Here is a 12611-nt window from a genome sequence, read left to right on the forward strand (position 1 = left end):
CAATGACCAGCACGGCGGACGCCGCACGACCACCCGGGCGGCCACGGAGCGTCCGCGCCGACGAGGCCATCATCGAGGCCACCCTGGATCTGCTCGCGGAGGGCAGCACCATCGAGACGATCTCGGTCGAGGCGATCGCCGCGCGGGCCGGGGTGGGCAAGGCCACCATCTACCGCCGCTGGTCAGGCAAGGACGCGCTGCTCCGCGACGCGTTGCGCACGCTGAAGGGCAACGTGCCGCAGCCGGCCGGGCGATCCGTCCGTGAGGACCTGATCACACTTGTCGGCGCGGTCGGGCACGCCATCGACCCCCGGGCGGAACGGATCATGCCCTGCCTGGTGCCCGAGGTGAACCGCAGTCCCGAGCACCACGCGCTCTACCAGAACATCATCGAGCCGCGCCGGGCGGTGATGCGGGAGGTCCTGCAACGCGGCGTGCGCGACGGCGACCTCCGAGCGGACCTCGACATCGACGTGACCATGGCGATGCTCACCGGTCCGATGCTCATCCAGCGGGTGATGCGCTGGCATCCCGACCTCGACGAGACCACGCTCGCCGAGAAGATCGTGGACGGCGTGCTCGCCGGCATCCGCCCCAGCGATGCGTGATGTCGCGCGTCGGTGGCGCGGGCGCGGCCTGGACTACGGACGGGGCCTAGACTACGGACGTCCGCAGGCATGCGGGCAATACGACCGTAGCCTTCGGAGGGTTCTTCGTGCCGACGCCCATGACCACTCTGGCCCTCGGACCGGACTGGCTCGATCCGGAGTGGCTGATCTCGACGTTCGGGTTGATCGGCATCCTGGTGATCGTTTTCGCCGAGTCCGGGCTGCTCATCGGGTTCTTCCTGCCGGGCGACTCGCTGCTGTTCACCACCGGGCTGCTGGTCGCCGACGGCCGGTACCTCAAGTACCCCCTGTGGCTGGTGTGCCTGCTGATCACCATCGCCGCGATCGTCGGCGACCAGGTGGGCTACCTGTTCGGCCGGAAGGTCGGCCCGACGCTGTTCCGGCGCCCGAACTCGCGCCTGTTCAAGCAGGAGAACCTGCTCAAGGCGCACGAGTTCTTCGAGAAGTACGGTGCCCGCTCCATCGTGCTGGCGCGGTTCGTGCCGATCGTGCGGACGTTCACCCCGATCGTGGCCGGAGTGAGCCGGATGAACTACCGCACCTTCGTGATCTACAACGTGGTGGGCGGCATCCTCTGGGGTACCGGCGTGACGGTGCTCGGCTACTTCCTGGGCCAGATCCCGTTCGTCAAGGCGAACATCGAGTACATCCTCATCGCCATCGTGGCGATCTCGGTCCTGCCGATCGCGGTCGAGCTGCTCCGGGCGTGGCTGGCTGCCAAGCGCGGCACCACCGCGCAGGAGCGGGCGGCGGCCGAGGAGGCGATACGCGAGGCCCGGCAGCACCTCGGCGAGCACTGACCACGACCGCCATCGAGAGCGCGGACCGCCACCGAGGTCACGGGCTGGCGGCGAGGAAGACGAAGGCGGCGAACAGTACCAGGTGCACCCCGCCCTGCAGCAGGGTGGCGCGCCCCGGCACGATGGTCAGCACTCCGGTGACCACGGTCAGCGCGAGCAGCGCCATCTCGGTGCCGCCGAGGCCGAGTAGCAGGGGTCCGTCGAGCCAGATCGAGGCGATCGCGATCGCCGGGATGGTTAGGCCGATGCTGGCCATCGCCGAGCCGAGCGAAAGGTTCAGGCTGATCTGCATGCGGTCACGGCGGGCGGCGCGGGCCGCGGCGAGCGTCTCCGGCAGCAGCACCAGCAACGCGATGATCACCCCCACAAACGCCGGCGGCAGGTTCACCGCGGCGACACCCGCCTCGATCGCCGGCGAGACCGACTTGGCGTCACCGACCACGGCGACCAGGGCGACCAGCAGCAGCCCGACGCTGACCATGGCCTGCCGGGTCGACGGCGGGTCGGCGTGCACCTCCTCCGGCAGCGCCGTTCCCTCGCTGCCCACCGGCAGGAAGTAGTCTCGGTGTCGGCCGGTCTGCACCATGACGAACAGGCCGTACAGGGCCAGCGACACCACCGCGGCGAAGGTCAACTGGGCGGGGCTGAACTGCGGGCCCGCCCGACCGATGGTGAACGTCGGCACCACCAGGCTCAGCGTCGCGAGGGTGGCCACAGTGGCCAGCGCCCCGCCGGTGCCCTCCGGGTTGAACACGGCCACCCGGTGGCGCAGTGCGCCGATCAGCAGCGACAGGCCGAGGATGCCGTTGCAGGTGATCATCACGGCGGCGAAGACAGTGTCCCGCGCGAGGGACTGCGTCTTCTCCCCGCCACTGATCATCAGCGTGACGATCAGCGCCACCTCGATGACGGTGACGGCAACCGCGAGCACCAGTGACCCGTACGGCTCACCGACCTTGTGCGCGACCACCTCGGCGTGATGGACGGCCGCCAGCACCGCGCCGGCCAGGAACGAACCGACCACGATCACCATGACGCCGTCGAGCTGCTGGTTCCAGGTCAGGGCAAGTACCAGGAGAGCGGCGACCGGGATGGAGACGGTCCAACTGGTCAGGGAGCGGAGCAGCGCGAGCACGATCTACATCCTGCCACATTTGTGATCATGAGCAGTGAAAACCCGTCGAGGTCGACGCTCCGTCGTGGTCGTCGTCAGCCGGGCGTACGCAGGCGGTGCAGACGCAGGGCCAGCTGCACCTCCAGGGCCCGGTCGGGTCGCTGCCAGTCTCCACCGAGCAGCTGCCCGACCCGCTCCAGGCGCTGCGTCACCGTGTTGACGTGCACGTGCAGCTGCTCGGCGGCCCGGGCCAGGCTGCCACCCACCCCGAAGTACGCCTCCAGGGTCCGCACCAACGCGGTACCCCGCCGGGCGTCGTAGTCGATCACCGGCCCGATGGTCGCGGTGAGGAACCGGCTCACGTCGGCGTCGCCGCCGTCGTCGACGGCCCCCAGCAGCAGCCCGACGAAACCCAGCTCGGCGCTGCTCGCCCCCTGCCCGGACCGGCCCAGCGCGCCGAGCGCGGTCAGGCAACGGTCCGCCTCCCGGAAGGCGGCGGCCAGCGACCCGGGGCCGGTCGACGGGCCGCTCGCCCCGGCGGTCACCGGCCGACCGGTGATCCGGGACAGGTCCCGGGCCACCGCCCGGGCGCTGCCGCCGGCGTCCTGCCCGGGCAGCATCAGCGCCACCCGACCGTCCCGCGCCGCGGCCAGCCCACCCCGGGTCGAGGCGTACGTGGTGGCCCAGGAGAGCACCCGCAGTCGGGCGGAGCCGGTCGCCGCGATGGCGTCGTCGCCGACGGCCACCAGCACGTGCGGGGCGTCCAGGTCGACGCCCAGCCGGCGGGCTCGACTACGCAGCGCGTCGGTGTCGCGCAGCGGTCGGGCGATCAGGTCGTCGAGCAACTCGCCCCGGACCCGCCCCTCCGCCTCGGCGACGGTCCGCCGGAACAGCAGTAGCAGGGCGGTCACCAGCGCCGCCCGTTCCAGGATCCGCTGGTCGGCGTCGGCCGGTTCGCCCTCGGGACGCAGGACCAGCACGCCCAGGTTCTCCGCGCCGGCCACCACAGCGGCGTACCACAGGACCCCCCGGCGTACGCTGCGTCCCTCGGTCCGCGACGCCGCGACCGCCTCGACGATCTCCGTCCGGTCCGGCTCGTCGATCTCACCGACCTGGGCCAGCCGCCGCCCCTCGGCGTCGAGCGCCAGCAGCGCACCACCGAGCACGTCGGTGACCGCCGCGGCCACGTCCTCCACCCCGCCGCCGCGCAACACCAGCGCGGTCATCCGGTCGTGGGCCGCCGCGGCCCGCTCCACGGAACTGCTGTGCGCGCTGATCGTGGTGTTCGCCGAGGACAGTTCCTCGAGTGCCGAGCGGGTCTCGGCCAGCAGCCGGGCGGTGTCGATCGCCACCGCGGCGTGGGCCGCCAGCGAGAGCAGCAGCGCCACCTCCTCGCGGGCGAACGGCCGGGCCGTGCGGTTGGCCGCGTAGAGCACCCCGATGCTCGTCGAGCCGAGCCGCAGTGGCACCCCGAGGATGGCCACCAGCCCTTCCTCACCCACCCCGGCGTCGATCTCCCGGGTGTGGTGGAACCGCTCGTCCTGCGGATAGTTGGCGGTGACGTACGGGGCCCCGGACTGGGCCACCAGACCGCCGAGCCCGGCACCCATCGGCAGCCGCAGCCGCTGGAACTGGGCGGAGACCGAGCCGTCGGTCACCCGCATGTAGGTGTCGCCGCGCTCGGCGTCGTTGAGCGTCATGTAGGCGACGTCCGCGCCGAGCAGGTGCCGGGCCCGGTGCACGATCGCCCGCAGCACCTCGTCCAGGTCGCGTAGCCCCGCCAGGTCGCTGACCGTGTCGTACAGGCCGGACAGTTCGCTCTCCCGGCGGCGGCGGCGTTCCAGCAGCGCCCGGACCCGCAGCGCCACCGTCTTGGCCTGCTCCAGCTCGGCGAGGCGCTCGGCGGGCAGCCCGGCCGAGCGGGCCGCGACCAGCGGTCCCTCGAACTCGACCGCGGCCGCCTCCCGGGCGAGCAGTTCCAGGAACTCCACCGGCGACGACATGACCGACATTCTGCGGGTGGCCGGCGCTAATTCGCCGTCCAGCCCCCGTCGAGCGCGATCGAGGCACCGGTGAGGAACCCCGCCGGGGGCGAGCAGAGGTATGCCAGCAGCTCCGCCACCTCCTCGGGCTCGATCAGCCGCTTGACCGCCGCGCGGGCCAACATGATCTTCTCGATCACCTCGGACTCGGGGATGCCGTGGGCGGCCGACTGGTCGGCGATCTGGCTCTCCACCAGCGCCGTCCGCACGTACGCCGGGTTGATGCAGTTGGCGGTCACCCCGTGCGCCGCCCCCTCCAGCGCGACCACCTTCGACAGCCCCTCCAGCGCGTGCTTCGCCGAGACGTAGGCCGCCTTGTACGGCGAGGCGCGCAACCCGTGCACCGAGGAGATGTTCACGATCCGGCCCCAGCCACGGGCGTACATGTGCGGCAGGGCCCGCCGGATCAGCAGGAACGGTGCCTCCACCATCACCCGCTGGATGTACTCGAAACGCTCGACGGGAAAGTCCTGGAGCGGTGCCACGTGTTGCAGGCCGGCGTTGTTGACCACGATGTCGACGTCGGCGTCGAGCGCGTCCACCGCCGTCGGGTCGGCGAGGTCCACCCCCTCGGCCCGGCCGCCGGCCTCGGCGGCCACCAGCTTGGCCGCCTCGACGTTGCGGTCCACCACCACGACCGTGGCGCCGGCCGCGGCCAGCCGCAGGGCGCAGGCCCGGCCGATGCCGCCGCCCCCGCCCGTCACGAGGGCGGTACGACCGGCCAGGTCGACGTTCACGACGTGGGGGACCGCCACGGGTTCTGCCGTCATGGCGCATGAAGTTACGAGCTGTGTGGTCGGGCGCACATGGGGTGGCGGCACATACTCCCACCGCACGCTGTGGTCGGTCCCTACACTGCTGTCCCGCCCGCCGTGACGGGCGTGTCCCGCGGCGCGGCGTGGCGGCGGCATCGGTAGGGTGTCGAACACACGTACTGCCCCGGCGGCTGGAGGGAGGCGGCGTGCGGGTGCTCGGCGTCGACCCGGGGTTGACCCGGTGCGGGGTGGGCGTGGTCGAGGGGGTGCCCGGACGGCCCTGCACGCTCATCGCCTACTACGTCGTCTACACCGACCCGGCCGACGAGTTGCCCACCCGCCTGCTGCACCTGGACCGCTCGCTGACCGAGCTGGTCGCCGAGCACCGGCCGGACAGCGTGGCCGTGGAGCGGGTGTTCAGCCAGCACAACGTGCGTACGGTGATGGGCACCGCCCAGGCCAGCGGGATCGCCGTGCTGGCCGGGGCGCGCGCCGGGCTGCCGGTGCAGACGTACACCCCGAGCGAGGTGAAGGCGGCGGTGACCGGATCCGGCCAGGCGGACAAGGCCCAGATGACCGCGATGGTCACCCGGCTGCTGCGGCTCTCCGAGCCGCCCCGGCCGGCGGACGCCGCGGACGCCCTCGCGCTGGCCATCTGCCACGTCTGGCGCGGCGGCACCCGGTCGAAACTGGCCGCCGCGGCGGACCGGGTCAGACGAGGAGGAGCGAGATGATCGCCAGTGTGCGTGGCGTGGTGACCGCCACCGGTCCAGACCACGCGGTGATCGAGGTCGGCGGGGTCGGCCTGGCCGTGCAGTGCGCCCCGGGCACCCTCGCCGACCTGCGGGTCGGCCAGTCGGCGCGACTGGCCACCAGCCTGGTCGTCCGGGAGGACTCGCTCACCCTCTACGGCTTCGCCGACGACGACGCCAAGGCACTGTTCGAGCTGTTGCAGACCGCCAGCGGCGTTGGCCCGCGCCTGGCCCAGGCGGTGCTCGCCGTGCACACCCCGGACGCCGTGCGCAAGGCCATCGCCAACGCCGACACGGCAGCGCTGACCAGGGTCCCCGGCATCGGCAAGAAGGGCGCCGAGCGGTTGGTGCTGGAGCTGCGGGACCGGATCGGCCCGGTGCCGATCGGTGTCGACGGCGCGGCCGGGGTGACCGGCGGCGGCTGGCCCGAGCAGGTCCGTCAGGCGCTGATCGGGCTCGGCTGGACTGCCGGCCAGGCCGACCAGGCCGTGGCCGCCGTCGCCGAGACTGTCGACGGTCCCACCCCGCCGGTGCCGGTGCTGTTGAAGCAGGCCATCCGGCTGCTGGGCCGTACCCGATGACGGGCCCGGACGGCGGACTGGTGTCGGCGTACGTCAACGACGCGGAACGGGACGCGGAGGCCAGTGTCCGGCCGAAGCGGCTTGACGAGTTCATCGCCCAGCACCGCGTCCGGGACCAGCTCGACCTGCTGCTCCAGGGCGCGATGCGGCGCGGCTCCCCACCCGACCACATCCTCCTGTCCGGGCCGCCTGGCTTGGGTAAGCCGGTCGCTGTCGATGCTCTGGTCCTGCTGGAGGACGGCACCCGACGGCGTCTCGGTGACATCGTCGTGGGAGACCGTGTCATCAGCCGGACCGGTGAGGGCGCGACGGTGGCCGCCGTGCACGAGCAGGGGGAACTGGACAGCGTCCGGATCCGTACGGCGAGCGGACGGGAGGTGGTGGCGGCTCCCGACCACCCGTTCTGGACGCCGGAGGGGTGGGTCAAGGCAGGTGATCTGACCGATCGTGATTTCGTGGCGAACGTCCTGTCGCCGGATCTCGTCGCCGACGGCACCGAGAGCACCGACGAGTACCGCCTCGCCGGGTACCTCGTCGGCGACGGTTGCACGACCAATCAGGTGACCTTCACCGGTGGTGACGATGACGTGCTGGCTGATTTCCGGTCCACCTGTGATCGTCTCGGATATGGCCACATCACTCGGCCGAACAGCGCCCGTAGCTCCCTGATCCGCATCTCGGGGCTGCTGCCCTGGCTCTCCGAACACGGCCTGCTCGGCAAGAACGCCTGGTCCAAGCGGGTGCCGGCGTTCGTGTTCCGGGGCGACACCTGGCAGGTGTCGGCGTTTCTCGGTGCCTACTTCGCCTGCGACGGGACGGTGAGTCGTCGTGGGCGGGACAGGTACGACGTGGTGGTCGAGTACTACAGCGTGTCCCGGGAACTGCTCGCCGACGTACAGCACCTGCTTCTCCGACTGGGCGTGCAGTCACGGTTGAAGCTCAAGCGGGGCCGGTACCAGGGCAGACCGCACGAGTCGTGGCGGCTCAGCATCACCAGCCAGGACGACGTGGCCAGGTTCGTGCAGCGAGTCACAGTGCTCGGTGAGCGGGGCAGGCGGTTGGCGGAGTGGGCTCCGCGCCGGGATCGGTTCGAAGAGCGGCTGGCGGCCGACCGAGTGGTGTCCGTAGAGCCGGTCGGCTTGCACGAGTGCCGGTGCCTGACGGTCGACGGCGACCACACGTTCACGGTGAATGACCTGGTCGTGCACAACACGACCCTGGCCAACATCGTCGCCGCCGAGCTGGGTGCCGGCATCCGGGTGACGAGTGGGCCGGCGATCGAACGCTCCGGGGACCTGGCGGCGATCCTGACCAGCCTGGCCGAGGGGGACGTGCTCTTCATCGACGAGATCCACCGGATCGCCAAGCCGGCGGAGGAACTGCTCTACAGCGCGATGGAGGACTTCCGGGTCGACGTGGTGGTCGGCAAGGGGCCCGGTGCCACCGCCATCCCGCTGGACGTGGAGCCGTTCACGCTTGTCGGCGCGACCACCAGGTCGGGCCTGCTCACCGGCCCGATGCGGGACCGGTTCGGCTTCGTGGCGCACCTGGACTTCTACTCACCGGCCGACCTGGAGACGCTGCTGCACCGCTCGGCGCGGATCCTCGGAGTGCCGATCACCGACGACGGGGCGGCGGAGATCGCCGGGCGGTCCCGGGGCACGCCCCGGATCGCCAACCGGCTGCTGCGCCGGGTGCGGGACTTCGCCGAGGTACGCGCCGACGGCGTGGTCACCATCGAGACCGCCCGGGCCGCGCTGACCGTGTACGACGTGGACGCCCTCGGGCTGGACCGGCTGGACCGGGCGGTGCTGACCGCGCTCGTGGAGTCGTTCAAGGGCGGTCCGGTCGGGCTGTCGACCCTGGCCGTGGCGGTCGGGGAGCAGCCGGACACGGTCGAGGAGGTCTGCGAGCCGTTCCTGGTGCGGGCCGGGCTGCTGGCCCGTACGCCCCGAGGGCGGGTGGCCACCGAGGCTGCCTGGCGCCATCTGGGTCGTAATCCGCCGAATGGTACATTTGCGGCAGAAGCTCCGTCCGCGCCCGATCTGTTCTCGGTGGACATCGGCGAGCCGTGATCTGTTCGTGATCTGTGCCGCATTCGGCGTTCCCAGGCAGAGCGACTAGACTCGCCGCGGTCTGTACAGGATGTGAAAATCCGCCTCCGTTCCGGCGCCGACGCGCCGGTCCGGCGGCCAATGGGAAGGTCGACAACCGTGTACTACGCAGCAGAAGGCGGCGGAGCGGGCGGCTTCACGCCGATCCTCATGATCGCTCTGCTCTTCGGCGTCATGTACTTCATGATGATCCGTCCGCAGCAGAAGCGCCGCCGCGAGGCCGAATCGATGCAGGCCAACCTCTCCGCGGGCGACGAGGTGGTCACCATCGGCGGGCTGTACGGCACGGTCACCGGTGTCGAGGACGACAGTGTCCTGCTGGAGGTCGCTCCCGGAGTGCAGACCCGCTTCGCCCGGCCGGCGATCGCCCGGGTGGTCACCCCGGCGGAGCGCCCGGTCGAGTCGGCCGTCGAGGAAACCGACTCCGTCAAGGACTGACGTCGAGTCCCGTCCGGGTTCGCCGGTCCCTCGGTGGCTCGGACGGGGGGCATCCGCACGCGTTCCCGGGTGGGTGTCATCCTCGAACCGCGTATTGAGACAATTGGATAGCAGGCCGGCGCCGGGCGCCGGCGCGCCGGCTCGTACCCGGTCCACGCGCCCGCGTCGGCCACCCGAGGCGGCGGCGCCAGCCCGGGCGCCGTCGGAAGGCAGACCGTCGGTTGGGGGATACCGGCCGACCCGCCGCCGCGCCCGCGGCGGCGTGACCACAGGGAGACAGGACAGCCGTGGCACCACCTCAGGGACAGATGCGCCCAGGACGGCAGTTGGCCGTGCTCGGGGCCATCTTCGTCGTCCTCTATCTTTTGGTGTTCTTCTCGGGCGGCGCCAGCGGTGGCTGGAAGGATCGGCTCGAACCCCGCCTCGGTCTCGACCTGGTCGGCGGTACCCGGCTGACGCTGGAGGCCACAAACACCCTGGACGGCCGGGCCCCGACAGCCGACAACCTGGAGCGCGCCCGCCAGATCATCGAGAACCGGGTCAACGCGTACGGCGTGGCCGAGGCCGAGGTGGTCACCGAGGGCGACCGCAATATCGTCATCTCCCTGCCCGGCGAGAACCGCGACCTGAACGAGGTCGGCAACCCCGCTGAGCTGCGCTTCCGCAAGGTGCTGAAGATCGTTGACGGCAGCGGGTCGATCCCGTCGCCGGCGCCGACGGAGAGCCCCGAGGCGACCCCGTCCGGCACGGCGAGCCCCGGTGCCACGCCGTCGGGCACCGCGAGCCCCACGCCTGACGCCGAGGCCACCTCGTCGCCGTCGCCAAACGGCGGCCAGGGCGGTGGCGCGCCGACGCCGACACCGTCGGAGAGCCCGTCGCCCACTCCGGCGCCCACTGCGAGCGAAGAGGTGACGCAGACCATCGAGGAGCAGCGCCGCGCCGTCGAGCAGAAGGTCGGCGCGGAGGCGTGGGCCGCCGCGAGCGGATTGCAGGCACCTGCCGACCTGAGCGCCGACCCGTCGCTTGCCGACAAGCTCAAGCCGTTCGGTGAGCTGAGCGGGCGTGAGGTCGCGGTGCTGCCGGCGCAGATGCAGTTCAACGTGCCGACGATCAGCTGCGTCCAGCTCGACGACCGGCCTCCGGCGTCGATCTCCGACCCGGAGCAGCAGGTCATCGCCTGCGAGGGTGGCTACGCCAAGAACCTGCTGGACGTGGCGAAGGTGCTCGGCACCGACGTCTCCGGCGCCAGCGCGGTGCGCGACCAGACCAGCCAGTGGGTGGTCAGCCTGAACTTCACCAGCTCCGGCCAGGAGAAGTGGACCGCGCTGACCCGCGAGGCGTTCAACAACGAGGGCCAGGCGTGCGACGCGTCCGCGCTCGGCGACGAGGGCAAGTGCCGGGTCGCGGTGGTGCTGGACAAGCAGATCGTCTCGTCGCCGCAGATCCAGGGTGTGCTGACCGGCAACTCGCAGATCACCGGCAACTTCACCCAGGCCGACGCCGCCGAGCTGGCCGGCTTCCTGAGCTACGGTGCCCTGCCGGTCACCTTCGAGGCGCAGGAACAGCAGAACGTCACCGCCACCCTGGGCGCCAGCCACCTGCGGGCCGGTCTGCTCGCGGCCGGTATCGGCATGCTGCTGGTCATCATCTACTCGTTCTTCTACTACCGCCTGCTCGGCTCGGTGATCTTCCTGAGCCTGATCCTGTCGGCGCTGCTGCTCTTCGGTGCGCTGGTGTTCCTCGGCCGGCAGATCGGCTTCACGCTCACCCTCGCCGGCATCGCCGGCATCATCGTCTCCCTCGGTGTGGCGGCGGACTCGTTCGTCATCTACTTCGAACGACTAAAGGACGAGATCCGGGAGGGGCGCAGTCCGCGCAGCGCGGTGCCCCGGGCCTGGATCCGGGCCCGCCGGACGATCATCTCCGCCAACGCGATCACGATCATGTCGGCCCTGGTGCTCTACATCGTCTCGGTCGGCACGGTGAAGGGCTTCGCCTTCGCTCTCGGCCTGGCCACGGTGCTGGACCTGCTCGTGGTCTTCCTCTTCCGGCATCCGATCATGACGATGCTCGCCCGCAGCCGGGCGTTCCTGTCCCCGCGGGTCAGCGGCCTCGGCCGGGCACTCCCGGCGCGGTCGGAGCAGGCCCAGCCCCGCAACCAGCGTGTCAAGGAGGCCTGAGATGGCTGAGACTGGTCTGGCAGCCCGCCTCTACCGAGGCGAGGCCGGCCTCAACATCGTCGGCCGACGCAAGATGTGGTTCACCGTCGCCGCGCTGCTTGTGGTGATCGCCCTCGGCAGCGTCATCTTCCGGGGCTTCAGCCTCGGTATCGAGTTCGAGGGTGGCAACTCGTTCCAGGTGCCGACGAGCGTCGGCACCATGGAACGGGCGGAGACCGGTGCGAACGAGGCGCTGACCAGCGCGGGCGACGGCGCCCACGTGGTCACCGCCCAGCAGGTCGGTGGTGGTGGCGGCGACTTCTATGAGCTGCGTACCACCCAGCTCGACGCCGAGCAGGCCGAGGCGGTCCGGGCCGAGATGGGCCGGCTGTTCAACATCGACCCGGCGGAGATCGCCAGCAACCGGGTCAGCGAGGCGTGGGGCAGCCAGGTGACAAACCGGGCCCTGCTCGGTCTGCTGGTCTTCCTCGCGCTGGTGACCGTCTACCTGGTGCTGCGGTTCGAGTGGCAGATGGCCGCCGCGGCGATCTTCTCACTGGTGTCGAACCTGGTCCTCACCGCCGGCCTCTACTCGATCGTCGGGTTCGAGGTTACTCCGTCGACGATCATCGGTTTCCTCACCATCCTGGGCTTCGCCCTCTACGACGTGGTGGTGGTCTTCGACAAGGTGCAGGAGAACAGCAGAGGGATCACCGCGAACAACAACCAGACGTACGGTCAGGCGGCCAACCTGGCGGTCAACCAGAGCCTGATGCGGTCGATCAACACCTCGGTGGTCGCCCTGCTGCCGGTCGGCGGCATCCTGTTCATCGGTGCCGGCCTGCTCGGCGCGGGCACCCTGAAGGACCTCGGCCTGGTGCTGTTCGTCGGTATGGCGATGGCCTTCATCACCTCGATCACGCTGGCCACCCCGCTGCTGGTGGTGCTCAAGAACCGTGACCCGCGGATCCAGGCGCACAACAAGCGGGTGCTGGCCCGGCGCAGCACGGTCAGCCGGGGCGAGACCCCGGCCAAGGCCAGCGCGGCTGCCACGGCCGAGCCGGAGCCGGAGCAGGAGCCGGTCACCGCGGAGGCCGGCGCCCTTGCCGGTGCCGCCGCGCCGAAGGTGGGTGCCCGGCCGGCGGGCAAGCGTTCCGGCGGTGCCCGAGGCGGGCGGCCCGGTGGTGGCAACCGTCCGGGCGGCGGAAAGCGACGCTGAGGACGCCG

The 12611-nt window shown here is 71.2% G+C and carries 11 protein-coding genes and 2 pseudogenes; 10 read left to right on the top strand and 3 right to left on the bottom strand.

Going from position 1 to position 12611, the window contains the following annotated elements; genetic code table 11:
• Positions 1 to 2 precede the first annotated feature (2 nt).
• Both AB0I71_RS22590 and AB0I71_RS22595 read left to right on the top strand, forming a co-directional pair.
• Entirely contained in the window at positions 3 to 608 is a 606-nt protein-coding gene (locus AB0I71_RS22590; protein WP_357587628.1) for a TetR/AcrR family transcriptional regulator, read from the top strand.
• Between the two features lie 107 nt (positions 609 to 715).
• Entirely contained in the window at positions 716 to 1429 is a 714-nt protein-coding gene (locus AB0I71_RS22595; protein WP_357587630.1) for a VTT domain-containing protein, read from the top strand.
• A 37-nt stretch (positions 1430 to 1466) separates the two neighbouring features.
• Here AB0I71_RS22595 and AB0I71_RS22600 read toward each other — a convergent pair whose 3' ends face one another.
• The 3 genes from AB0I71_RS22600 to AB0I71_RS22610 all read right to left on the bottom strand — a co-directional run bounded on the left by AB0I71_RS22600 (position 1467) and on the right by AB0I71_RS22610 (position 5355).
• Positions 1467 to 2564, bottom strand: coding sequence for an ionic transporter y4hA (locus tag AB0I71_RS22600; protein ID WP_357587632.1), 1098 nt, complete (start codon positions 2562 to 2564; stop codon positions 1467 to 1469).
• A gap of 74 nt (positions 2565 to 2638) precedes the next feature.
• The gene (locus AB0I71_RS22605; RefSeq protein ID WP_357587634.1) at positions 2639 to 4555 is read right to left on the bottom strand and encodes a helix-turn-helix domain-containing protein; all 1917 of its coding nucleotides are present in this window, start codon (positions 4553 to 4555) and stop codon (positions 2639 to 2641) included.
• Positions 4556 to 4572: 17 nt separating this feature from the next.
• Positions 4573 to 5355, bottom strand: coding sequence for a 3-hydroxybutyrate dehydrogenase (locus AB0I71_RS22610; protein WP_204008235.1), 783 nt, complete (start codon positions 5353 to 5355; stop codon positions 4573 to 4575).
• Between the two features lie 191 nt (positions 5356 to 5546).
• Here AB0I71_RS22610 and ruvC point away from each other — a divergent pair, with 191 nt between their 5' ends.
• The 8 genes and pseudogenes from ruvC to secF all read left to right on the top strand — a co-directional run bounded on the left by ruvC (position 5547) and on the right by secF (position 12603).
• The gene (gene ruvC, locus AB0I71_RS22615; RefSeq protein WP_357587637.1) at positions 5547 to 6074 is read left to right on the top strand and encodes a crossover junction endodeoxyribonuclease RuvC; all 528 of its coding nucleotides are present in this window, start codon (positions 5547 to 5549) and stop codon (positions 6072 to 6074) included.
• Positions 6071 to 6673, top strand: coding sequence for a Holliday junction branch migration protein RuvA (gene ruvA, locus AB0I71_RS22620; RefSeq protein WP_357587639.1), 603 nt, complete (start codon positions 6071 to 6073; stop codon positions 6671 to 6673). The genes ruvC and ruvA overlap by 4 nt, the downstream gene beginning before the upstream one ends.
• Positions 6670 to 6957 (top strand): annotated as a pseudogene (locus AB0I71_RS22625) (hypothetical protein); the annotation flags it as partial. The gene ruvA and the pseudogene AB0I71_RS22625, both read left to right, overlap by 4 nt.
• A 96-nt stretch (positions 6958 to 7053) precedes the next feature.
• Positions 7054 to 7692, top strand: a pseudogene (locus AB0I71_RS22630) (LAGLIDADG family homing endonuclease); the annotation flags it as partial.
• Positions 7693 to 8748: a Holliday junction branch migration DNA helicase RuvB gene (gene ruvB, locus AB0I71_RS22635; protein ID WP_357587705.1), complete on the top strand. Its 1056-nt coding sequence runs from the start codon at positions 7693 to 7695 to the stop codon at positions 8746 to 8748. It begins immediately after the preceding pseudogene.
• A gap of 138 nt (positions 8749 to 8886) precedes the next feature.
• Positions 8887 to 9225, top strand: a complete 339-nt coding sequence (gene yajC / locus AB0I71_RS22640) for a preprotein translocase subunit YajC (RefSeq protein ID WP_357587641.1) — start codon at positions 8887 to 8889, stop codon at positions 9223 to 9225.
• 287 nt (positions 9226 to 9512) lie between these two features.
• On the top strand, positions 9513 to 11405 hold the full coding sequence (gene secD / locus AB0I71_RS22645; RefSeq protein ID WP_357587643.1) for a protein translocase subunit SecD: 1893 nt from the start codon (positions 9513 to 9515) through the stop codon (positions 11403 to 11405).
• Between the two features lies 1 nt (position 11406).
• The gene (secF, locus tag AB0I71_RS22650; RefSeq protein ID WP_357587645.1) at positions 11407 to 12603 is read left to right on the top strand and encodes a protein translocase subunit SecF; all 1197 of its coding nucleotides are present in this window, start codon (positions 11407 to 11409) and stop codon (positions 12601 to 12603) included.
• Positions 12604 to 12611 lie beyond the last annotated feature (8 nt).

Source organism: Micromonospora sp. NPDC049891 (assembly GCF_040660295.1).
Lineage (GTDB): Bacteria > Actinomycetota > Actinomycetes > Mycobacteriales > Micromonosporaceae > Micromonospora.

Excerpts from the sequence above, each read along its gene's own strand:
- AB0I71_RS22590 (WP_357587628.1), top strand. The coding sequence starts at position 3 with ATGACCAGCACGGCGGACGCCGCACGACCACCCGGGCGGCCACGGAGC.
- AB0I71_RS22605 (WP_357587634.1), bottom strand. The coding sequence starts at position 4,555 with ATGTCGGTCATGTCGTCGCCGGTGGAGTTCCTGGAACTGCTCGCCCGG.
- AB0I71_RS22610 (WP_204008235.1), bottom strand. The coding sequence starts at position 5,355 with ATGACGGCAGAACCCGTGGCGGTCCCCCACGTCGTGAACGTCGACCTG.
- ruvA (WP_357587639.1), top strand. The coding sequence starts at position 6,071 with ATGATCGCCAGTGTGCGTGGCGTGGTGACCGCCACCGGTCCAGACCAC.
- secF (WP_357587645.1), top strand. The coding sequence starts at position 11,407 with ATGGCTGAGACTGGTCTGGCAGCCCGCCTCTACCGAGGCGAGGCCGGC.